The following is a 22748-nucleotide window of genomic DNA, read 5'->3' as shown; positions in this document are numbered from 1 at the left end:
TGAGGGCGGGAGGATAATATGGGACGATTGGTTTTTATGCTGTGGCTACTGCTTGGGCTGGCGCCGTTGCAGACGGCAAGGGCGTTGGACATGCAAGAGGTTCCGGAACCGTTAAAACCCTGGATCAGCTGGGTATTGGCGGATGAAACCCAGTATCGTTGCCCGTTTATCTTCGACGATTTTCAACAAAAACACTGCGCCTGGCCGGGCGCTCTGCACCTGAATTTACAAGCTAAGCACGGCAGCTTCGTTGCCGAATGGACCGTGTATCGCCAGGATTGGATTAGCTTGCCGGGCGACACGCAACATTGGCCGCAGGCGGTCACCGTCAACAAACAAACCCAGCCGGTCGTAGAAAAAGACGGTAAGCCGGCCCTGTACTTGCCCGCCGGCCACTACCAGATCAGCGGCGAATTTTTCTGGGAAAGCCTGCCGGAACAATTAGCCTTACCCGAAGCCAGCGGCTTGATTCAGCTCAGCGTCAACGATAAGCCGGTCGCGTATCCCCCCATCAAGCAAGGTGCCTTGTGGCTGAATACCGAGAACGCCGACACTGCCGACCGGGAGCAGGATAGGCTGGACCTGCAAGTATTCCGGCAGGTGCAGGACGAGGTGCCACTGCAAGTCATTACCCGGCTGGATTTGGAAGTCTCCGGCAAGGCCCGCGAGATTGAGTTTCCTTATGCTTTACTGCCTAACTTTATCCCGGTGGCGTTGAATAGCCCGTTGCCCGCTCGTCTGGACGGAAACGGACGACTATTGGTGCAAGTGCGGCCGGGACGCTGGAGCATAGACATTCATGCCCGCCACCCGCAAGCCTTGACGCAACTGGATTTGGCTGTAAAGGACGAGAACTGGCCGGCGCAAGAGTTGTGGGCATTCCAGGCCGTGCCGGCCTTGCGTCTGGTGGAGATCGAGAATTTGACCGCGATAGACGGCAGCCAAACCAATCTGCCCGCCGAATGGCAGCATTTACCTACTTATCAACTCCAGCAAGGCGAGAGTATGAAGTTTAAGGTCATGCGCCGCGGCGACCCTGAGCCCGAACCGAATCAACTCAAGCTGCAGCGCACGCTGTGGCTGGACTTCGAGGGCGGCGGTTACACGGTCAGCGATAACATCACCGGTACGATGAGTCGCGACTGGCGTTTGAACGCGGTGCCCGAGCTGGGACTGGGCCAAGTGCAACTGGATGGTCAGAACCAATTGATCACGCAACTGGCGGACGGCAACCAGGGCGTGGAAGTGCGCCGCGGTGCCATCCAGCTGAATGCCGACAGCCGGATCGAAGCCGATTTAAGTAGCTTGAGCGCCAGCGGCTGGCAACAGCGTTTTCAACAAGTACAGGCTGAATTGAATATCCCGCCGGGCTGGCGTCTGCTGGCGGTCAGCGGCGTGGATAATGTGCCGAATAGCTGGTTAAACCGCTGGACCTTGCTGGACTTATTTTTGGTCTTGATCGCTGCATTGGCCGTGGGCCGGCTCTGGTCGCCACAATGGGGCGCATTTGCCTTGCTCAGTTTGGCGCTGATTTGGCATGAGGCCGACGCGCCGCGCCTAATCTGGCTGAATGTGCTGGCGGTGTTGGCGCTGCTGCGGGTATTACCGGCGGGTAGCTTTTGGCAATGGTTGAAATGGTATCGCAACGCCAGTTGGCTGGCGCTGCTGATGCTGACGATTCCATTCATGGTAGCGCAAATTCGTATCGGACTTTACCCGCAGCTGGAACTGCCCCGGCAGCCTATTCAACGTTTGCATTCGATGGTGAGCACCGCCGCACCGATGGCGATGCAAGTAGAACAAATGGCGGATTCGGCGATGGCGCCGGAACGGAGTGATTCGGGCGAAGCTGAGCGCGGAGTTTATTTTAAAAAATCGGTTGCACCTGTCTCCCCTTACGGCGGCAGCTCGGCCATTTTGCAACGGGTCGATCCGGAAGCCAATTTGCAAACCGGTCCTGGTCTGCCGCATTGGGGCTGGCAGAAGGTGGATTTGAGCTGGAACGGCGCGGTCGATAATGGGCAGCAAATCGGACTCTGGTATTTGTCGCCATTTATGATGATGTTGCTGCACTTTGCCCAGGCCCTGTTGGTGGCGGTGTTGGTGTTAAAAATGCTGGGAGCCATCGCCACCAACTGGCGCTTGTCCTTGCCGAGTTTGACCTGCCTGTTGCTGCTGCCGCTGTTGATGGCGCCCAGTGAAAAGGCCTATGCCGATCTGCCCGACGCGCCAATGCTGGAACAATTGAAAACCCGTTTGCTGCAAGCGCCGCAGTGCCTACCCAACTGCGCGCAGTTTGCCGACATGCAACTCCTGCTCAAGCCGGAAGTGCTGCGTATCGAACTGCAATTGCACGCTCAACAAGATTTGGCAGTACCGTTGCCGGCCCAGCTTGAGCAATGGTTTCCGGAGCAGGTCAGCGTCGATGGTGGCGAGGCGCAAGCCTTGATTCGGCAGGATGACGGCAGCTTGTGGCTGGTCGTGAATGCCGGCGTACACAAGGTAACAATGCAGGGCCGTTATGCCGCGCAGGATAAATTTAGTTTGCCGCTGCCATTGCCGCCGCAACACGCTGGTGTCATTGCCGACGGCTGGCGGGTGGATGGTTTATACGAGGACGGCAAAGTCGGTCCGCAACTGGAGTTCAGCCGTCTGCAACTCGATACAGGGCCAAAAAACAAGCTGCAACAAACCGCGTTGCCGGCATTCGTGCGGGTGGAAAGAACCCTGCATTTGGGCTTGGACTGGCGGGTGACCACCCGCGTCGAACAATTGGCCGGCGCGCTCAGTCCGGTGTTACTGGAGCTGCCGTTGTTGCCGGGCGAAGCGGTTACCAGTCCGCAGGTGCGGGTGAAGGACGGCAAAGTATTGGTGAACATGGCAGCGGGTCAAGCTACTTTGGAATGGGAGTCGGCACTGGCGAAAACCGAGCAATTGACCTTGCAAGCCGCCGACACGCCGCAATGGACCGAGGTGTGGCGCGCCGATGTCAGCCCGATCTGGCATTTACAAGCCGACGGTATTGCGGTGGTGCATCACCAGGACGGGCAGGGCCAGTGGCTGCCGGAATGGCGGCCTTGGCCGGGCGAAAAGGTCAATCTGACTATCGGCCGACCGCAAGCGGTGGCCGGCTCAACCCTGACTATCGATAGAAGCGAATTGGCAGTCAAGCCGGGGCAACGCAGCGAAACAGTCGAACTGATTTTGAGCATCCGCAGTTCCAAAGGCGGACAACACCCCGTAAAACTGCCGGAACAGGCGGAGCTGCAAAGTGTGACGATAGATGGTGTCAGTCAGCCGATTCGCCAGCAAGGCGCAACGGTCAGCTTGCCGATACATCCCGGCACCCAGCAAATCGTGCTGAATTGGCAAACGGCTAAAGAACCGGGCGTGCTGTTGCGCACGCCGCTGGTCGATCTTGGTGTTGCCAGCGTCAACAGCCGTATTCAATTACTGATGCCACAGCAGCGTTGGTTGTTGTGGACCTTCGGCCCAAAATTTGGTCCCGCTGTGTTGATTTGGGGTTTGCTGATCGTACTGGCCTTATTGGCATTAGGATTGGGTAAGTTCAGCATTACTCCGTTGCGGCATTGGCAGTGGTTTTTATTATTGATCGGTCTGAGCCAACTGCATATTGCTGCCGCATTTTTAGTGGTGGGCTGGTTGTTTGCGTTGGGATTGCGCGCCGGCCATGCGCCGCAGCGGCCGCGTTGGTTCAATCTGGCGCAAATCGGCTTGGCCGGTTTGACGCTGTTGTCGCTCTTGTTAATAGCGATTGCCGTTGAGCAGGGCCTGCTGGGCGAACCGGATATGCAAATTGCCGGAAATCAATCCTCTGCAACTTTGCTGAACTGGTATCAGGATCGCAATGGCCCGCAGTTGGCTGTTGCCACCGTCGTAAGCCTGCCTTTGCTGGCCTACCGTATTCTGATGCTGGCTTGGTCTTTGTGGATGGCCGCAACGTTGTTGAATTGGCTGCGCTGGGGCTGGAACTGTTTTATCGGTGGTGGGCTTTGGAAAAAATCACAGCCTCCAGTGGCCGTGCCGAAATCAGAAGCTTGACATAGCAGATACCCCCGGCACAGCCGGGGGCTTTATTACGCGCAATGACCTTCCAGGCTTTCTCTAACTGGCTAATCACTGAACACTGCAACGCAATGCTTTCGCCACGCCTTTTATAAGTTCCAAGTGCAGCACTGTGTAATAAAGCCGCGTCACCAAGCTTCTAAAACCACCACTTTCCAGCCCCGATTCTCCGCCGGCCGTAAACTTACCCAGGCGGCGATCTGTCTTGACGGCTCAGATTGCCCCGCTGACTGGCTTTGGTAATAGCCCACGCCGGCGTCTTGATCGGCGATTTCAGCCGCGAGCTGGCGCAATTCCGGTATCTGATTGAAGCGCTCCTCACGGAACAAATTAAGGCCAATCTCCTGCGGATCGCTATCGTAAAGCAGCAGGCCATCATCTTGGACGACCCACACTGTGCGTTTTTGGGTCTGAGTATCCTCGGCCAGCAAACCACCCAGAAAATCGACCGGTTTGATGCGCATGGAAATAAAGCCCGGGATGGTTTTACCCTGTTTGATCGGCACCACCATCGTGACAGCGGGAAAGCCCTCAGGGGCTTGATAAATCCGGCTCAGAATCGGCACACCCCGCTCTAAAGTCATTCGGTTGTGCTCAAGTTGCGAGGTATCGGCACCCAGCGCTTGGCGATATTTGCCCGGAGCTACCGCCACGATAGTGCCGGGTGCGCGGGTGGTAGCGAAACTTTCACCGCGCGGATAACGTTGCAGCAAGCTCTCCAGTAAGCCGCTGGATGCGGCTAAATCGGCGTTGCTGTGTAAGGACTCGGCGGTTTGCTGCATGCCCATGCGCATTTCGTTCAGATTGCCCAAGATACTGTCCGCGATCTGGTTGGCGGCCGTCAGATTCTGATTGGAAATACGGGTGACATCGGCTAGCGCACGCTCCACCTGCTGCTTTTCCTGCTTGACGAGTTCGCCTTCAGCCACCGCCAAATTTCGGGCTTTATGCGCCTCCACGCCAAATTTGAAGGCCAGTCCGGCGCCGATCAAAATCGCCAGCAATACCGCCAGACTGGCCGCCAGCACGACTTTGTTGCGGGCGATGAAGCGGCGGAGCAGTTCGCCGCGCGAATAGGCATAGGCACTCACCAAGCGACCGTCGCGATAGGCCCGCAACTCGTCGGCTAACGCAGCCGCATTCGGAAACCGTAGCGATTTGTCCTTGGATAATGCCTTGTCGCAGATGGCGATCAATTCCGGCGGCATGGGCAGCTTCGGATCCCGCGCCGAGGGCATAGACGCCAGCGAACTGAGTTGCGCCAATATTTCATCAGCACTACCGCTTAGCGGCGGATGGCCGGCCAATAAATAATAGAGAATACAACCAAGCGCGAACACATCGGAGCGCGTATCCACAACACCGAAATCGGGATTAGCTTGTTCCGGCGCCATATAAGCAGGGGTGCCGAGAATGTCGCCGATCCGGGTCAAATCCGCATCGTCGGCCACCTGTTTCGGTGCGGCAGATATTAGTGGCGCCAGATCGGCTTCGTTTTCCACCTTGGCCAAACCCCAGTCCAACACAATGGTTTCACCGAACGGGCCCAGCACGATATTGCCGGGTTTGATGTCGCGATGAATCACGCCTTTGGAGTGGGCGTACGCCACCGCTTCGCAAACGTCGATTAATCTGTCCAACAAGCCCAGGCGCCGCGACAGCGCATGCTCGGCCAACACCTCGTCATTACAGGCTTTTAGGGCTTTGGCCAGTGTATCGCCACGCACCAAGCGCATCACATAATAGGGCGCGCCGCTTTGCTTCGTTCCCAGATCGTAAACCGGCACAATCCCCGGATGTTCCAGGCGGCCGGTAATGCGGGCTTCACGCAGAAAACGTGCGCTGAGCTCGACATCATCATTCGCAGCCTGATCCAGTAATTCCTTGATCGCCACTTCGCGGCCGATGCGCTCGTCAAACCCCAGCAACACCTGACCGCCGCCGCCCACGCCCACGGCGCCGCGTAGAGAATAATCATCGTTGAATTTAGCGTCCTGCCCAGGGCTGTCGTTCAACACCTGAGGGTAGGGGCGAGGCTTGATCCGGGTCAGATCGTCGTCTTTGGGTTTGATGAGCGTGGCGTCGTCTTCCGGGAGCATCATCTCAGACAGCTTAGCCTTGTTTAGTCTTTGCGCAGCCTGATCAAGACTGCGGCGCGGGCTTGCGGTCGGCATGCCCCAGGTCGCGCTCGGGGGCAATTTGATCGCGCACCAATTGCTTTAACTCGGTAATCTCCGGAAACCTGCCCTGCTGCTTGCGGGACCAGACCAACTCGCCGTTGGCGCGCACCTCAAAGATACCGCCGGTATCGGGCTGCATTACCAGTTCGTCCAGTTCTTGTTCGAAAGTGCTTAACAATTCCTGAGCCATCCAGGCCGCGCGCAATAGCCAGCGGCATTGCGTGCAGTAGCGGATTTCGACGCGGTTCATGGCTTACAACTCGTCGCGCAGGCGCTTGTATATGCCGCCGAAACTGCCGTTACTCATCAGCAACACATGGCAAACGCCGCCGGCTTGCGCTTTGATGGTAGCGATAATGCTTTCCAAGCTGTTGCAAATCTCGATGTTGTTGGCGTATTTCAGCAGCTGGCTTAAATCCCAGCCCAAGTTGTCTGGCTGATAGACGATGGCTTGGTCGGCCTGGCCCAGCGATTCTGCGAGCGATTGCGTATGCACACCCAATCGCATGGTGTTGGAGCGCGGCTCGACGATGGCCAGGATTTTTTCGCTGCCGACTTGTTGGCGCAAGCCGTCCAGCGTGGTTTTTATCGCTGTCGGATGGTGAGCGAAGTCATCGTAAACCGTGACGCCGGCGCTTTTGACGATGACTTCCATGCGCCGTTTCACGCTCTGAAACTGCTGCAAGGCTGCTATCGCATCTTTTGCCAGAATGCCGATATGCCGGGCGGCGGCGATGGCAGACAAGGCATTGTAGACGCTATGGCGGCCGGTCAAAGTCCACTCGACTACTCCTTGCTCTTCACCGGCAAAACTGACGCTGAAGCTACTGCCGTCAGCTTTCAACAAGTGCGCCTGCCAATCACCTTCACCGTCGATAGCCGTCTTCACGACCGGGGTCCAGCAGCCTGTTTCCAGCACTTCGGTAACATGTTGTTCGCAAGCCGGGGCGATGATCAGACCTTCGCTGGGTATGGTGCGCACCAGATGGTGAAACTGTTTTTTAATGGCGTCCAGGTTTTCGAATATGTCGGCGTGATCGTATTCCAGGTTGTTCAAAATCGCGGTTCTGGGCCGGTAATGTACAAACTTGGAGCGCTTATCAAAAAAGGCGCAATCGTATTCGTCGGCTTCGATCACGAAAAAATCCGACTCGCCCAAGCGCGCGGAGATGCCGAAATTCAACGGAATGCCGCCGATCAGAAAACCCGGTTTGAAACCGTTGTATTCCAGCACCCAAGCCAACATGCTGCTGGTAGTGGTCTTGCCGTGGGTACCGGCCACCGCCAATACCCATTTATTTTGCAACACGTGTTCCGCCAGCCATTGCGGACCGGAAATATACGGTAAGCCTAAGTTCAATACTGCTTCCACTTCCGGATTGCCGCGCGACATGGCGTTGCCGACCACCACCAAATCGGGTTTGCAGTCCAGGTTTTCGGCCTTGTAGCCGTTCATTAGTCGAATACTTTGTTCTTCCAACTGCGTGCTCATCGGCGGGTAGACGTTTTGATCGGAGCCGCTGACGGTGTAGCCCAATTCGCGGGCGATCAAGGCCAGGCCCCCCATAAAGGTGCCGCAAATGCCGAGGATGTGGATGTGTAATGGCTTTTGTAATTCTGTCATTCTGATAATTTTAGCGGGGTTAATTAGTTGCAAATCCGGAAATTCGGTCGGCAGCGAATTGGATCATTTTTTCGGTTCTTCCGGCTTTTTTTCTTCCTCGGCTTTGGGTTCGCCTTCGATTTTTTCTTCGACTTTGGCTTCCGAACCTTTGGCACCGGCCGCTTCTAACAGCTTTACGATGTTTTCCCGGCCGAGTTTTTTGGCTTTATCGAGTATTTTCACGCTCTGGCTATCGGCGGCATTGACGTTGGCACCGGCTGCGATTAACACGCCAACGATGTCGGCATTGCCGAACATCACTGCATCCGTTAATGCGGTGGAACCCAGTTTGTCCGCCAAATTGACGTCGGCACCATACGCCAGCAGCGCCTTGACAATCCTTAAATTGCCGTTAAAACTGGCTGCCATCAGCGCGGTACGGTCGGTCTCCAATTTGCCATTGACGTCCAATCCTTGGGCCAATAGCGCCTCGACGCGATCCAGCTTGCCGGTGGCTGCGGCGGCAAATAGATCTTTAGTATCTTCGGCAAGCGCCTGCACGGACCAGACGATTAGCCCGGCGCTCAGAAATCTGCGGATATTCATCGGATTGCTTGCTTGCGTTTGGGTATGAGTTGGGTTGAAATAAGGCAAATACTGATTTACATCATCTATCAATGAGCGAAAAAAACAAAGTTTTAGTTGAAGCCCAACCCTACTATATCGAGGCCCAATCGTCCCCCGAACAGAACCGCTATGTGTTCGCCTATACCATCACCATCACCAACGTCGGTTCCACGCCGGCCAAATTGCTGACTCGCCACTGGCTGATCACCGATGCCAACGGCAAGGTGCAGGAAGTGAATGGCGACGGCGTAGTGGGAGAAAACCCGCATCTTAGCCCCGGCGACTCATTCCGCTATACCAGCGCGGCGATGATAGAAACTCCGGTCGGGGTGATGCAAGGTAAGTATCAAATGCAATCGGACGCCGGCGAAAATTTTAACGCAGCCATTCCCAAATTCACTTTATCGATACCCAGAACCCTTCACTAATGGCGATTTATGCAATTGGTGACATTCAGGGCTGTTACGACGAGTTCCGTCGCTTACTGGACCATATAAGCTTCGATCCGAATCAGGATCAACTCTGGCTGGCCGGCGACTTGGTTAACCGCGGCCCAAAATCCTTGGAAACGCTGCGCTTTGTGAAAGGCTTGGGTTCTGCGGCCGTTACCGTACTGGGCAATCATGATCTGCACTTGATTGCGACCGTGGTTTCGCTGGGCAAGGCCGGTAAAAAAGACACGCTGAGCGACGTTTTAAGGGCCGAGGATTGCGAAGAGCTGATAACCTGGCTGCGCCATCAAAAGCTGTTCCATCACAATGATAATTTTTGCATGCTGCATGCCGGTTTGCCACCGCAGTGGGATTTTGAAACCACACTGCGCATGGCGCGTGAAACCGAGCAAGCCATGCAAAGCCCGGATCACGAACGCTTTTTCCGTTCCATGTACGGTAACAAACCCGTAGTTTGGCGCGACGATTTACTGAAAACCGAAAAGCTGCGCTTTGCGATCAATTGTTTCAGCCGGCTGCGCTATTGCACCGTCGACGGCGTGATGGATTTTGGACCCAAAGGCGCACCCGGCAGCCAGCCCGACCACTTGATGCCCTGGTTTGAAGTGCCGGGCCGCAAAAGTATCGATATGCGCATCATCTTCGGCCATTGGTCCACGCTGGGCTATTTCGCCGGCTATAACTGTTACTCAATAGACACCGGCTGCTTGTGGGGCGGACAATTGACGGCGCTGGAACTGTCCGAACAACCCAGACGTTTCAGTATCGACTGCGTGGCCTCGCATAATCCCAAGGCTTTTTCAGAGTAGTGAACTTTTGCCGGCGTTCCGGCATCAGTTCCCTCGCACACCAAGCACCACATCAATTTAACTCGAGATTAGACCATGCGAAAAAACCTGTTCCTCGCCATCATCCTGGCCTTGCCATTAACCGCCGTCGCTTATCCCAGCGAAAACGATTACGGCCAGCCGGTAGACCACAAGCTAGAACATTTGAACAAACTGCTGCAACTCAGCCCCGAGCAAAAAGCCAAGCTTGAAGCAATATTTAAAGAGCAGCACGAAAAATTCCGCGCCATCCACGAAGAGTCGCACAGCCGGATGAAAGAGGTGTTAAGTCCGGAACAAATGCAGAAAATGGACGACTTGCGTAAGCAGCATCAGGAACAGATGCGCGAACAGAGTCGCAAGCCGGCCCCATAAACAAAACGGCCTCAGCAGTAGCTGTTACTGCTGAGGCCGTTGTTTGAGCTAGCGTATTTTAAGAGAAATTTCGACCGTAAAAAATCTCGGCCATTTCTTCCTGCAGCATTTCCTGAATTTCTTCCTGCTCTTCGTCGCTGAAATTACTTTCCTTCTCGAACAAATAATTTTCCAGCTCGGTTTCTTTCAACATCATCTTGGTGTGGAAGATGTTTTCCTGATACACATTGACGTCGATCATCTGGTACAGCTCTTTCGTGCTTTCCGCGATGTAATTCTGGATGGAATTGATTTTATGATCGATGTAATGTTTTTGCCCGGACACATCGCGGGTAAAGCCACGCACGCGGTAGTCCATGATCACGATGTCGGACTCGAAACTGTGAATCAGATAATTCAAGGCTTTCAGCGGGGAAATTTGCCCACAGGTTGACACATCGATGTCGGCCCGGAACGTACAAATATCGGTATCCGGGTGGCTTTCCGGATAAGTGTGTACGGTGATGTGGCTTTTATCCAAATGCGCTAAAACCGTCTCCGGCAACGGGCCGGGTGACTCGGAATTCATGCCGGCCGGAATGACCGCACCTTCGGAAATCAGCATCGTCACACTGGCACCCTGCGGATCGTAATCCTGATGGGCGATATTCAAAATTTGCGCGCCAATGATGTTGGCTACGTCTTTTAAAATCTGCGTCAAACGCTTGGCGTTATAGGCTTCGTCGATATATTCGATATAGGCTTTTTCCTGCTCTTTGGGTGCATAGCAAACGTCGTAAATATTAAAACTCAACGATTTGGTCAGGTTATTAAACCCGTGTAACTGTAATTTGCTCAACCGATCAACCCTCTATAACTTCAAAATCATGACTTATTTCCACGCCCGCTTTGCCCAACATAATTGAAGCCGAGCAATATTTTTCGGCGGATAACTTCACCGCCCGTTCCACTGCGGCAACCGGCAGATTTTTACCCGTCACCTTGAAGTGCAAATGAATTTTGCTGAATACGGCCGGTACTGTGTCCACCCGTTCCGCAGTCAGTTCGGCAGTGCAATGTACGATCTCGTGGCGGCCTTTTTGCAAAATATCCACGACGTCGAACGACGAACAGCCGCCCACGCCCAACAACAGCATTTCCATGGGGCGTACCCCGAGATTACGGCCGCCGTGATCCGGCGGACCGTCCATCACAACCGTGTGCCCGCTGCCGGATTCGCCGACGAATAATCTGCCGTCGACCCATTTAATCGTTGCCTGCATGTTAAACCCCAACCAAATTCAAAATTGTCGCGAATTTTACAACGAACCCGTCAAATGTCTTGATTTTTTTGTAAAACTACTGCACCTTGATAGGGTAACCAATCTAGTTCACAGAATTATTACAAATTATGAGCTTTGTTAAACAAAACAAGATTTCACCCTCTGCCCTGGATGCCTTTTTACGCTTCTGCCATGTTAGAAGCTATCCGGCCAAAATCACCATAGTCCGCCCCGGCGATATAGGCGACAAGCTGTTGTTTGTGGTCGACGGCTCGGTCAGCGTCAGCGTCGAGGACGAGGAAGGCCGCGAGTTGATTTTGGCGTATTTGAACAAACACGATTTCGTCGGCGAGATCGGGGTGTTCAAAAACGCCGAAACTCGGAGCGTACTGGTGAAAACCCGCACCAAATGCCAGATGGCGGAAATCGGCTACGAGCGCTTCAAAATGCTGCTCAACGCCGAGTTGCGCGATCAGGCGGTGGAGATTTTGACGGTACTCGGAGAACAGCTGTCGACACGTTTGCTGATTACCAGCCGCAAATACCGCGACCTGGCGTTTATGGACGTGGAAGGCCGTATCGCCCGCACCCTGTTGGATTTGGCCAAGGAGCCGGACGCAATTACCCATCCGGACGGCATGCAGTTGCATATCACCCGCCAGGAAATCGGCCGGATCGTCGGTTGTTCCCGCGAGATGGCAGGGCGCGTATTGAAAGAGCTGGAAGACAAGGGCTTGATCACCGCACACGGTAAAACCATCGTGGTATTCGGCACACGTTAACGCCGCGTGAAGGGCGAATTCATTCGCCCTTTGAGACACTACCGAAAAACGGCTTTACCAAACTTTGCCGAGCACTATCGACATAGGTAAACACCACCGGCACCACCAGCAGACTTAACAAAGTAGAGCTAATCAAGCCGCCAATCACCGCCACCGCCATCGGCTGACGAAAACTGGCGTCCGCCCCCCATCCCAACGCAATCGGCAACATACCGGCAATCATGGCCACCGTGGTCATGACTATAGGCCGGGCGCGTTTATGGCAGGCATCCAGCAAGGCCTCGTGCCGACTCAGCCCATGTTCGCGCATCGCCAGCAACGCATATTCCACCAGCAGGATCGAGTTTTTGGTGACGATGCCCATCAGCATGATCAAGCCTATCATCGACGGAATATTCAACTCGCCGCCGGTCAGCAACAGTGCGACAAACGCGCCGCCCATTGACAACGGTATCGCCGACAGGATGGTCAAGGGTTGAAAGAAATCCTTGAATAGCAACACCAATACGCAAAACACGCACAGCAATCCGGTCAGCATCGCCATACCAAAACTGCTGGCCAATTCGGCCATGATTTCGGCGTCGCCGGTACGAATCAATTTAACGCTGGATGGCATATTAACCACTGCCGGCAAAGTTTTGGCAGCGGCCAGTGCCTCACCCAGGGACATGCCGCCCAGTTCGGCGTTGACCGTGACATAGCGGCGACGGTCATACCTGTCAACCTGCGCCGAACCGCTGGCTAACGTTAGCTCCGCCACACTGGACAGCGGCACCAACCTATCCCCCGCCCTTACTCTTAGATTGGCTAAGACCTGCAAATCCTGCCGCGCGACATCGGCTATCCTTACCCGAATCGCGAGTTGGCGGTTATCCAGATTCAACTTGGCCAGTTGGGCGTCGAAATCACCGCTGGTGGCAATCCGCACCGTTTCACCGATCAGCTCGGCCGTCACGCCTAGTTCGGCAGCGCGCTGCCAGTCCGGCCGAATCGCAATCTCCGGCCGTTCCAGGCTGGCCGTGGAGCTGATGCTGCTCAAGCTACCCATATTACGCAAATCGCGCTCTAAGGCCTGCGCGCTGGCCTTTAAGGCCGCCGCATTATCGCTGGACAGTATCAAAGACATCTTCTCGCCCGGACCACCGATGCCAATGGAGAAGCGGGCGCCGGGCACTTCGCGCAACACTGCCCGCACTGCCTGTTCAATCTGCGCTTGATGCGGCCGCAGTCCTCGCTCGCTCAAGGTTAAGGTCAGCGCTCCCTTACGTTGTTCGCCCGGTCTGGTCACGCCGCCACCGACTATTTGACTGCTACCGACCGCGGTAAAAATGTGTTCGACACCTGCCAGCGGTTGCAGAACCGTTCGCGCCGCTTCGGCGACTCGACCGGCATCGTTTATCGAACTACCCGGCGGCAACTCGAATTGCACCGTGGTGTAACCGCGATCAGCGGGCGGTACGAAACCCGCCGGAATCAAGGGCAGCAATAAGCAAGCGCCGATAAAAAACAGCGTGGAGAGCAGCATCGTCGCTTGGCGATGACGTAGCGTCCAGTGCACGGCTTGCAGGTAAATGGGCATCAATCTACCATCGACGCTGGCCGGATGATGACCTTCAGTGAGTAAATAAGCCGCCAGCATGGGCGTCAGCAAGCGCGCCACCAGCAAGGATGCCAGCACCGCAACCACCGCCGTCCAGCCGAATTGCCGGAAAAACAGCCCGGAAACCCCGTTCATCAGCGCGGTAGGCATAAACACCACCACCAACGTCAAGGTGGTGGCGATCACCGCTAGCGCGATTTCATCAACCGCTTCGGCGGCGGCCTGACGGATGCTTTTGCCCATCCGCACATGCCGGGCGATGTTTTCGATTTCCACAATCGCATCGTCCACCAATATCCCGACCACGATAGCCAAGGCCAGCATGGTCAGCATGTTCATGGAAAACCCCAGCCAATGCATCACCGCAAAAGTCGGCAGAATCGACAAAGGCAGGGCCGACGCCGATACCAAAGTTGCCCGCCAATCGCGCAAGAACCACCAGACCACCAGCACCGCCAATAACGCGCCCTCGTAGAGCATCATCATCGAACCTTCATACTGCTCTTGCGAATACGCCACCGAACCGGAAATCAGCGTAAAACTCAAGGAAGGATCGGCTTCGCGCATCCGCGCCAAGGCCTGCTCCACATCATTGGCGATGCGGGTTTCGTCAAAACCCTTGGCCCTGTAGATGTTGAAACCGATCAAGGGCTTGCCGTCCAAGGCTGCCAATTGCGTACGCTCGGCAACGGTATCGCGGACCGTGGCGATTTGCGCCAAGCGCACCTCGCCGCCGTTGGCTATAGGCACCGGAAAGGTCGCCAGTTCGCTGGCCTGCCGCACTGTGGCCAGTGTGCGCACGGATTGCTCCGCCAAGCCCACATTACCCCGGCCGCCGGAAGACTCCTGCTGCGCCTGTTTCAAGGCTCGCGACACATCGGTCGCGGTGACGCCCAGCGAAGCCAAGCGCACCGGATCGACTTCCAAGTGTATTTCCCGCTGCACACCGCCCAGGCGTTCGAAACGGCCGACGCCGGCCACGCCCAACATGACCTTGCTGACGTTATCATCCACCTGCCAGGATAAGGCTTCCTCTTCCAGTTTGGTCGAGGCAATCGCATAGGTCAAAATCGGCGCGCCACCCACTGTCACCGCACTGATACTAGGTTGCAGCACACTACTCGGTAAATCCGAGCGCACCCTGTCCACCGCATCCTTGGTTTCTATCAAGGCATCGGAAAGCTTTTTTTCCAGAATAAATTCGACATTGATTTGCACCAAACCATCGGTAATCGAGGTGCGGATATGCTTCAATCCGGACAGCGTGGCAATCGAATCCTCGACTTTGCGCGCCACTTCGGTTTCCAACTGTGCCGGCGCCGCACCCGGTTGATTAAGTTTGACGATAACGCTGGGTAAATCCAGATCCGGCAAGCTCTGTATGGATAACTGTTGTAAACCGCGCAGTCCGGCCAGTGACAGTAAGATAAACAGTAAAATCGATGGAATGGGGCTGCGAATCGACCAAGAGGCAAAACTCATCAATCAACCCTCGCCGGCGCGATGTGCACGAGATCACCATCATTGAGAAAGCCGGCCCCCTCCAATACCACGCGCTCTGCTTCGCTCAAACCGTGGACGATTTCAATATCCACCCCGTACTGACGGCCGGTAGCGACCGCCTGCAAACTTACCGGGGAGGTATCGGCATCGCTGAGCAGCTTCAGCACATAGTTGCGGCCATCGCGGATCACCACGCTGGCGGCCGGCACCACCAATGCCGGACGCTGACTTAACTCGATCCGGCCATTGGCATACATGCCGGCCCGCGCCTGACTGCCCGGCAGGATGTCGGCGTACACGACGCCCAATCGCGACTGCTCGTCCAAGGCCGGCGCCAGTTGCCGCACCCTAGCTTGGGCAACGCTGCCGTCCGGCAGGCTCAGTTGTATCGCTTGCCCCGCCTGAATTTGCGCGATTTGCCCGGCGGTCAATTCACCACGCCATTCCAGGCGATTTTGCCGAATTAACCGAAACAACTCCTGCCCGCTGCCGGCCACCGCGCCCAGGGTTGCCATTCGCGCGCTAATCGCGCCGTCGTCAGGCGCCCGCACCTCGGCATAGCTTAGTTGCAACTGTTTAGCAGCCAACTGGGCCTTGATCGCATCGACCTGAATTCGGGAGGTTTCCGCTTCGGTTTCGTACCGCAACAACTCCTGTTGACTCAGCGTCGCTGCGTTTTTGAGTTTCAGCACCCGCTGTTTGTTGGTTTCGGCTTGCGCGGCGGTGGCCCGCGCCTGGGCCAGATTGGCCTGCAATTGCGCCAGATCGGCGCGCAGCATATCAGCATCGAAACGCGCCAATAGCTGACCGCGCTTGACCTGATCGCCGACATTGACATTGACTTCGATTAACCTTAATCCGGATTGCTGGGCGCCGATGACGGCTTCTTGCCAGGCCGTAATCGCCCCCGACGCTTCCAGGGTGGTCGGCCACTGCCGCCATTGCGGCACTGCCCGCGTCACCGTCAGCGCCGGCACCGTTTTTCCCGGCGCTGCTGCGCCTGGACTTTCGCGGTTTAACAACCAAACTATTAGCACCGCACAGCATGCCAGTACGGTAAAAATCCCGATAAGCAATGAACCGCGTGCCAATCCACGCTGGGAATAAAGGGTATAAAAGCTTATACGGCGGGCTAGGTGTGTCATCATGACGAAAAATCTCGGCAAACATTACTCAGCTCCAAGTCTATACGACAATTTAAAACTGAACCATCGGGTCTAGAATAAGCCAAACAGCGGCCTAGTGCTCGAAACTCAGCCGACTCGCTCGAATAAGGAAGGTTCCATGAGAAAGAAAAGTGGAGAACGTTGCCAAGCCATTCTGGATGCGGCAAAAACCCTGTTTGAAAAAGTCGGTTTCGAACAAGCGACGATGGCGGAAATCGCCGCTACTGCCGGCCACTCCAAGGCCACGCTGTACAACTATTTCAGCTCCAAGGAGCAGTTGTTTCTGGAATTGGCGCGCCGTTCCGCTGATCGCCACAGCGAGCAATTATTTTCCTTGCTGATGCCGGACTGCGGCAGTGCGCCTCTCGATACACTGCCAGACCAGGTCAACCAAGTCCTGGCACTGTTGCAACCTTCCGACGACTTGCCGGCCACTTTGCAACGTTTCGGCGAAGGCGTGATGAGCAACTTTCTGTCCTTGAAAAGTTTGGCGGCCCGACGCATGTTGATCGCAGCCGCCGCCACTCAGCCGGAAGCCGGCCGCCTGTTTTTCGAAAACGGCCCCGCCAAGGGCATGCAATTTACTGCGCAATTTTTCGCACAAGCGATGAATGCCGGCCAGTTGCGGCATGCCGACCCACATGTGGTGGCCGCGCATTTTCGCGGTTTGCTGGAATCGGAAGTATACGAATCGGGCTTGTTCAACGCCCGCCGGGAATTGAAACCCAAACAAGTTAAAGCCACAGTCGAGCGCGCCGTCAGCGCGTTTATGAGAGCCTATGCACCGACTGCCACCGATTTGACTGACGATTAGCTATTGCTTGAACACTTCGCGAAACAACTGTTGCATGGCTTCCCAAGATTGTTTATCCGCCTCGGCATCGTAAGCAATAGGCAAATTATTGGCTTTGCCCAACCTATCCGCGTCGGGGTTGGTGAAACCGTGGCGCGCGCCGGGATAGTTAACCAAACGATAGTCCACGCCGGCTTGGGTCATTTCTTTTTCAAACGCCGCAATACTGTCGGCGCTGACAAACTCGTCGGCCGCGCCGTTCAAAACCAATACCCGCGATTTGACCTGCCCACGTCTTGCCGGGGTTTGCGTGGCCAGATTACCGTGAAAACTCACCACTGCCGCCAGATCGGTACCCAAGCGCGCCATATTCAAGACTGTCGCACCACCGAAACAATAACCTATCGCCGCAATCTTACCCTTATCGACACTGGCTTGTTTTTGTAAAAAGGCTAAAGCCGCCGTAAAACGTAATTGCGAAACGCCGGCCCGCTCCACGACGCTGTTCATGAAGGTTGAGGCTTCGGCTGCATGCTCGCTGGATTTGCCGTCGCCGTACATATCGACCGCCAGCGCGGTATAACCCAGTTCCGCCAACATCTTCGCGCGCTGCCGGGCGTAGTCGTTCAAGCCCCACCATTCGTGAACCACCAGCACGCCGGGCTGCTTCTCGCCTTTCGTATCGTCCCAAACCAGATAGCCTTTTAGCGTGGTATCGCCGGCGGTATAACTCACGGCTTGCTCCTGCAATGCCGCTTGCAAACCGGAACTGAACAATAAGGCCAAAAAGAATAAACTACGCATCATAGAAACCTCCTGTTGAAAAATGGCCTTACGTTTACACTGCTAACGGGCATTGTCAATCTCTAGGGCCTTCCAACAATAAAATTCCATCGGGGCGACGGGTTTTACAGCAACCTAGGCGCTGTGATTTCCTTTAAACGAACGGCAAACATAAACTCCATGACGCATTCCGGCGCAAAACCTATCTGGCGACAAATCCCGAAAAGCGTTTGGGCATTGGGTTTTGTCAGTATGTTGATGGATATTTCCTCGGAAATGATCCACAGCCTGCTGCCGGTATTCATGCTCACCACTCTGCATGCCAGCAGTTTGAGCATCGGTTTGATCGAAGGCGCAGCGGAAGCGACCGCGCTGATCGTCAAGGTGTTTTCCGGGGTGCTCAGCGATTATTTGGGCAAGCGCAAAAGTCTGGCCTTGATAGGTTACAGCCTGGGAGCCTTGACCAAACCCCTGTTTGCCATCGCCGGCAGCAGCGGTATGGTTTTAAGCGCGCGACTGCTGGACCGGGTCGGCAAAGGCATACGCGGCGCACCGCGCGACGCACTGGTTGCCGACATTACCCCGCCGGAAATTCGCGGCGCGGCCTTTGGCCTCAGGCAATCGCTGGATACGGTCGGCTCTTTTCTGGGACCATTGCTGGCGGTGGCGCTCATGCTCCTGTGGGCCAACGATTTTCGGGCGGTTTTTTGGGTGGCCGTGATCCCCGGCGGGCTGTCGGTGCTGATGTTGCTGTTTGGTGTGCGCGAACCCAAGCATCTGCAGCGTTCGCAACACGGCAACCCCATCAAGCGCGCCAATCTGCAACGCTTAAATGCCGACTATTGGCGGGTAGTGATGATAGGCGCGGTGTTCACACTGGCGCGATTCAGCGAGGCCTTTTTGGTGCTGCGCGCCCAACAAAGCGGCATTCCGATTGCGCTGTTACCCTTGGCAATGGTGGCGATGAATGTTGTTTATTCGGCCACGGCTTACCCGTTTGGCCGTCTGTCCGACCGCGTATCGCATCGCAAATTGCTGGCTTGGGGGCTGTTGGTACTCATCGCCGCCGACCTAGTACTGGCCAGTAGCGCCGATTGGCGGATAGTGTTGGCCGGCGTTGGGCTTTGGGGGGTGCACATGGGCATGACTCAGGGCCTGCTGGCCAAAATGGTCGCGGACACGTCACCGGCCGACCTGCGCGGCACCGCTTACGGATTTTTCAATCTGGTCGGCGGCATCGCCATGCTGTTGGCTAGCGTCATGGCGGGGTTGCTGTGGGATAGCTACGGCGCCGAGTTTACGTTTTACGCGGGGGCCGGATTTTGTTTAATGGCCTTATGCATCCTCATCGCTCGTCGCCGGGGTAAAGCAGCTCATTGAGCGTTTATTGGATTGGAGCAGCCGCAGATTAAAACAGGAAAAATCCTCGAAAGATTTTGAAATAGGCCTACAAAGATGTAAGCTTTAGCGTACAAAAAATCTCGTCAACGACTGCGCGTTTCAGCCGAATAAGTACTTAAAGCCTAGTTTGAAATACATCCTTCTCAGCCGGTTACAGCGTATCAATAAATACCAGCTTTGGCTGATTTCGGTTGCTCTGGCGACAATGCTCACCGAATCGATTGTGGCGATAATGGAATGGCTGCTGAAAGGCGAAATCAGCTTCGATTATCTACTTACCGGCTTGGTCGCTTCGCTACTGGTCGCCTCTTTGATCTGCGCGATGATCATTGTTTTTTTAGACCAGTTGAGCAGTTTGAACGACGACAATATCCAATTAAGCACTATTGTCACCGCACTCCCCATTCCACTGGCGCTATTCGACGACAAGCGCAATCTGCAAATGCTGAACCCGGAATTTACCAAGGTCTTCGGGTACCGGCTCCGGGATATTCCCAACCTGCCCGCGTGGCAATTACAGGCATTCCCCGATCCTGTTTACCGTGAAACGATTGGCGCGGAATGGCAAAAGCGCTTCGAAAATGACGACCAAGAATTTCAGCCCCTGGAAATCAAAGTTCGTTGCAAAAACGGTCTGAACAAGCACGTCATGACCACCGCTACCCGCATAGGTGGGGCCGGCAAGAAAATGCAACTGGTATTGCTCTACGATATTTCCAAACGCATCAATGCAATGAACGCGCTCGCCGAGTCGCGCAGCTTGCTGCAATCGGTGATCGAAACCATACCCATGCGGGTATTTTGGAAAGACCTGCACTCGCGCTATCTCGGCTGCAACTCGCAGTTCGCGCGAGATGGCGGTTTCACGAGAACCGAAGACCTCCTCGGTAAAGTCGATCAGCAACTATCCTGGCGAAACCAGGCTTTGCGCTATCGTGCCGACGACCGCCAGGTCATGCAATCCAATCTGCCTAAGCTGGCTTACGAAGAGCCGCAAACCACGCCTGAGGGCAAAGAGATTCTACTGAGAACATCGAAAGCGCCACTGCGCAATAGTTTGGGCAAAACCATCGGGGTATTGGGGGTATACGATGACATCACCGAGCTAAAGAAGATCGAAAACGAGTTGTGGCTGGCCAAAACCATGGTCGATAAAAGCAAGACCGCTTTCTTCTGTCTTGATCCGAAGGGCATGGTGACGTACGTCAACGATTACGCTTGCCAGTCCTTGGGCTATTCGCGGGACGAACTGGTGGGTATGGCCCCCTGGGAATTCGATCCGGACCTTTTGGCCAGCGCCTGGTCAAACATTTGGCAGCGCTTGCGCGACTGCGAAATTGTCAGCCACGAAAGCCGCCATCGACGTAAGGACGGCACGATTTTCCCGGTTGAGCTCACCTGCCACTATATCGCTCACAATGGCTTGGAACTGAGTTTTACCTTCGCGCAAAATATTAGCGAACGCAAACGCCTGGACACCGAGCTGCGGATTGCCGCGACCGCTTTTGAATCGCAGGAGGGCATGATGATTACCGATGCCGATGCCGTCATTTTAAAGGTGAATAAATCCTTTACCGAGATTACCGGCTACGCCAGCGAAGAGGCCATCGGTCAAAAAATGAATATCCTCAATTCCGGCATTCACGATGCGCTGTTTTTTGCCGAAATGTGGCAGTCCATTGATAGCAAAGGCGTCTGGCAAGGTGAAATCTGGAATCGGCGTAAGAACGGCAATATATTTCCGGAATGGCTCACCATCAGCGCCGTGAAAAACCCGGATGGCAAAATAACCCATTATGTCGGCACGATGATGGACATAACGGCGCGTAAAGCCATAGAGCAACACATTCATCATCTGGCCCACTTCGACGCACTGACCGACTTGCCCAATCGCACCTTGCTGATCGACCGCTTGCATCAGGCTATCGCTCAGGCCAGACGCGAACGCAGTTTGCTGGCCTTGCTCTATCTGGATCTGGATAAATTCAAGCCGGTCAACGACAGCTTCGGCCACGATGTCGGCGACTTATTGCTGAAAGAGGTGGCGAATCGCCTGGAAGCGTGCATCAAGCGGGAAACGGATACCGTGTCGCGTTTGGGCGGCGATGAGTTTGTGATTTTACTCAGCCAATTGGACCGACACTCCGCGGCCGGGCTGGTGGCCGAAAACATCTTAAGCAGTCTGAATCAGCCGTTTGTGATTCAACAACACACGCTGGATATTTCTTCCAGTATCGGCATTGCCGTTTATCCCGATGACGGCCTGGAGGCAAATAGCCTGATGAAAAACGCCGACAATGCCATGTATCAAGCCAAATGCGCGGGGCGGGGCTGCTTTCGGTTTTTTAGTTCAACGGCTGGTGGTTAATTGCCGACGGTAGCCGCCGGTCCGGATAACCAAAGGCCAAGCTTCGGTTCTACCGCCAGACCGTTCTCGTCGGTAAATTGAAACGGTACGGAGATCAGCTCCATACCGCGATTGATCTGCACCGCAAAATGCAAATGCGGCCCGGTCGTCAAACCGGTATTGCCGGAGTAAGCGATCAGCTGCCCGGTTGCCACCCGCATTCCTGGCGTGACTTGGGCTTTTTCCAGAGCCAAATGTGCGTACACAGCCATGGAGCCGTCCTCATGCAAGATCCTGATACTGTTAGCCTTGCTGGCGTAAGCCTGGCTAGTACCATGACTGGTATAGTCATTTTCCACTTCCAGCACGATACCGCCCCGGGCTGCGTAAACCGGCGTATCAATCGGCATCATGATGTCTACCGCATAACGATTCTGTTCATCGTGATGACTGTATGGTCCATTAAAAGCTTGGGTAATTTGAAACTGTGCACCGGCCGGCAAAGGTGGTTTATAAAGGGTTTGACTCACATAGCCGCGTAAAGGCCGCCCAACCACATAGCTGTATTGCAGATTGACACTATAAAATCCGGCGCGCTGGTTGGGAATAAGCGAGAACAAGCTGCCGGACTGGCCGGATTCAACGACAAAGCGGCGCGGCAAATCCGGATTGGCGCTGACATTTTCCCGCTCTCGCCAATCGACGGCCAGTTCGATAGGCCCCGGATAGGCGTTCAGCGCAAAAAAACTCGGTTGCAAATCATCGGCCGTTTTTTCCAGCCAAACGCGCTTAGGAGTGGCGGCTTTTAACTGCCTGACTGCTACCGGCTGATTCGATGCGGGGGCCTGATCGGTAAAAAACCAGGTACCTTCGGCATCCTGATATTTATAAAGCTTTTTCGCTACACCGCTACTAGACACCAGTAACAGCGAGATCGCCAAAATACCGCGAGCAAACACCG

At 55.1% G+C, this 22748-nt stretch carries 18 protein-coding genes; 8 read left to right on the top strand and 10 right to left on the bottom strand.

Going from position 1 to position 22748, the window contains the following annotated elements; all coding sequences use genetic code 11:
• Positions 1-18 precede the first annotated feature (18 nt).
• The gene (locus tag CWO84_RS16735) at positions 19-4062 is read left to right on the top strand and encodes a hypothetical protein (RefSeq protein WP_101053952.1); all 4044 of its coding nucleotides are present in this window, start codon (positions 19-21) and stop codon (positions 4060-4062) included.
• A gap of 152 nt (positions 4063-4214) precedes the next feature.
• Here the strand turns inward: CWO84_RS16735 and CWO84_RS16730 are convergent, their stop codons facing one another.
• The 4 genes from CWO84_RS16730 to CWO84_RS16715 all read right to left on the bottom strand — a co-directional run bounded on the left by CWO84_RS16730 (position 4215) and on the right by CWO84_RS16715 (position 8475).
• On the bottom strand, positions 4215-6260 hold the full coding sequence (locus tag CWO84_RS16730; protein ID WP_101053948.1) for a serine/threonine protein kinase: 2046 nt from the start codon (positions 6258-6260) through the stop codon (positions 4215-4217).
• Complete coding sequence (locus CWO84_RS16725; protein ID WP_101053946.1) at positions 6229-6516, bottom strand: SelT/SelW/SelH family protein; 288 nt, start codon at positions 6514-6516, stop codon at positions 6229-6231. The genes CWO84_RS16730 and CWO84_RS16725 overlap by 32 nt, the downstream gene beginning before the upstream one ends.
• A 3-nt stretch (positions 6517-6519) precedes the next feature.
• Positions 6520-7890 (bottom strand): UDP-N-acetylmuramate:L-alanyl-gamma-D-glutamyl-meso-diaminopimelate ligase, encoded by a 1371-nt coding sequence (mpl, locus tag CWO84_RS16720; protein ID WP_101053943.1) that lies wholly within the window; start codon positions 7888-7890, stop codon positions 6520-6522.
• A 63-nt stretch (positions 7891-7953) separates the two neighbouring features.
• Positions 7954-8475, bottom strand: coding sequence for an ankyrin repeat domain-containing protein (locus CWO84_RS16715; RefSeq protein WP_101053940.1), 522 nt, complete (start codon positions 8473-8475; stop codon positions 7954-7956).
• Between the two features lie 71 nt (positions 8476-8546).
• On the opposite strand from CWO84_RS16715, the gene apaG reads away from it, so the two are divergent.
• From apaG to CWO84_RS16700, 3 genes are all read left to right on the top strand, one after another.
• Positions 8547-8924, top strand: coding sequence for a Co2+/Mg2+ efflux protein ApaG (gene apaG / locus CWO84_RS16710; protein ID WP_020484295.1), 378 nt, complete (start codon positions 8547-8549; stop codon positions 8922-8924).
• Positions 8924-9757: a symmetrical bis(5'-nucleosyl)-tetraphosphatase gene (locus CWO84_RS16705; protein ID WP_101053937.1), complete on the top strand. Its 834-nt coding sequence runs from the start codon at positions 8924-8926 to the stop codon at positions 9755-9757. The genes apaG and CWO84_RS16705 overlap by 1 nt, the downstream gene beginning before the upstream one ends.
• Before the next feature lie 75 nt (positions 9758-9832).
• Complete coding sequence (locus CWO84_RS16700) at positions 9833-10150, top strand: periplasmic heavy metal sensor (RefSeq protein ID WP_101053935.1); 318 nt, start codon at positions 9833-9835, stop codon at positions 10148-10150.
• Between the two features lie 58 nt (positions 10151-10208).
• Here CWO84_RS16700 and speD read toward each other — a convergent pair whose 3' ends face one another.
• Both speD and CWO84_RS16690 read right to left on the bottom strand, forming a co-directional pair.
• On the bottom strand, positions 10209-10988 hold the full coding sequence (gene speD, locus CWO84_RS16695) for an adenosylmethionine decarboxylase (protein WP_101053932.1): 780 nt from the start codon (positions 10986-10988) through the stop codon (positions 10209-10211).
• Positions 10989-10992: 4 nt separating this feature from the next.
• The gene (locus CWO84_RS16690; RefSeq protein ID WP_033158234.1) at positions 10993-11412 is read right to left on the bottom strand and encodes an OsmC family protein; all 420 of its coding nucleotides are present in this window, start codon (positions 11410-11412) and stop codon (positions 10993-10995) included.
• A 128-nt stretch (positions 11413-11540) separates the two neighbouring features.
• On the opposite strand from CWO84_RS16690, the gene crp reads away from it, so the two are divergent.
• The gene (crp, locus tag CWO84_RS16685; RefSeq protein ID WP_033158235.1) at positions 11541-12194 is read left to right on the top strand and encodes a cAMP-activated global transcriptional regulator CRP; all 654 of its coding nucleotides are present in this window, start codon (positions 11541-11543) and stop codon (positions 12192-12194) included.
• A 19-nt stretch (positions 12195-12213) separates the two neighbouring features.
• On the opposite strand, the gene CWO84_RS16680 is transcribed toward crp, so the two are convergent.
• A complete protein-coding gene (locus tag CWO84_RS16680) occupies positions 12214-15276 on the bottom strand; it encodes an efflux RND transporter permease subunit (RefSeq protein WP_101053929.1) in 3063 nt (1020 codons plus the stop codon).
• Positions 15276-16445, bottom strand: a complete 1170-nt coding sequence (locus CWO84_RS16675; protein WP_225892967.1) for an efflux RND transporter periplasmic adaptor subunit — start codon at positions 16443-16445, stop codon at positions 15276-15278. Before CWO84_RS16675 ends, CWO84_RS16680 begins: the two co-directional genes overlap by 1 nt.
• A 136-nt stretch (positions 16446-16581) precedes the next feature.
• Between CWO84_RS16675 and CWO84_RS16670 the strand changes: the two genes are divergently transcribed.
• Positions 16582-17277, top strand: a complete 696-nt coding sequence (locus CWO84_RS16670) for a TetR/AcrR family transcriptional regulator (RefSeq protein ID WP_033158237.1) — start codon at positions 16582-16584, stop codon at positions 17275-17277.
• Here the strand turns inward: CWO84_RS16670 and CWO84_RS16665 are convergent, their stop codons facing one another.
• Positions 17278-18063: a dienelactone hydrolase family protein gene (locus tag CWO84_RS16665; RefSeq protein WP_084153388.1), complete on the bottom strand. Its 786-nt coding sequence runs from the start codon at positions 18061-18063 to the stop codon at positions 17278-17280. It abuts the gene before it with no gap.
• 156 nt (positions 18064-18219) lie between these two features.
• Here CWO84_RS16665 and CWO84_RS16660 point away from each other — a divergent pair, with 156 nt between their 5' ends.
• The gene (locus tag CWO84_RS16660) at positions 18220-19419 is read left to right on the top strand and encodes an MFS transporter (RefSeq protein ID WP_101053926.1); all 1200 of its coding nucleotides are present in this window, start codon (positions 18220-18222) and stop codon (positions 19417-19419) included.
• Positions 19420-19567: 148 nt separating this feature from the next.
• Positions 19568-21808 (top strand): PAS domain S-box protein, encoded by a 2241-nt coding sequence (locus CWO84_RS16655; RefSeq protein ID WP_133120709.1) that lies wholly within the window; start codon positions 19568-19570, stop codon positions 21806-21808.
• Here CWO84_RS16655 and CWO84_RS16650 read toward each other — a convergent pair.
• Positions 21805-22746, bottom strand: coding sequence for a peptidoglycan DD-metalloendopeptidase family protein (locus CWO84_RS16650; RefSeq protein WP_101053921.1), 942 nt, complete (start codon positions 22744-22746; stop codon positions 21805-21807). The genes CWO84_RS16655 and CWO84_RS16650 overlap by 4 nt on opposite strands.
• Positions 22747-22748 lie beyond the last annotated feature (2 nt).

The organism is Methylomonas sp. Kb3, from assembly GCF_002834115.1.
Classification (GTDB): domain Bacteria; phylum Pseudomonadota; class Gammaproteobacteria; order Methylococcales; family Methylomonadaceae; genus Methylomonas; species Methylomonas defluvii.
The sequence above is the reverse complement of the archived record's forward strand: the minus strand, read 5'-3'. Positions and strand labels throughout refer to the sequence as shown.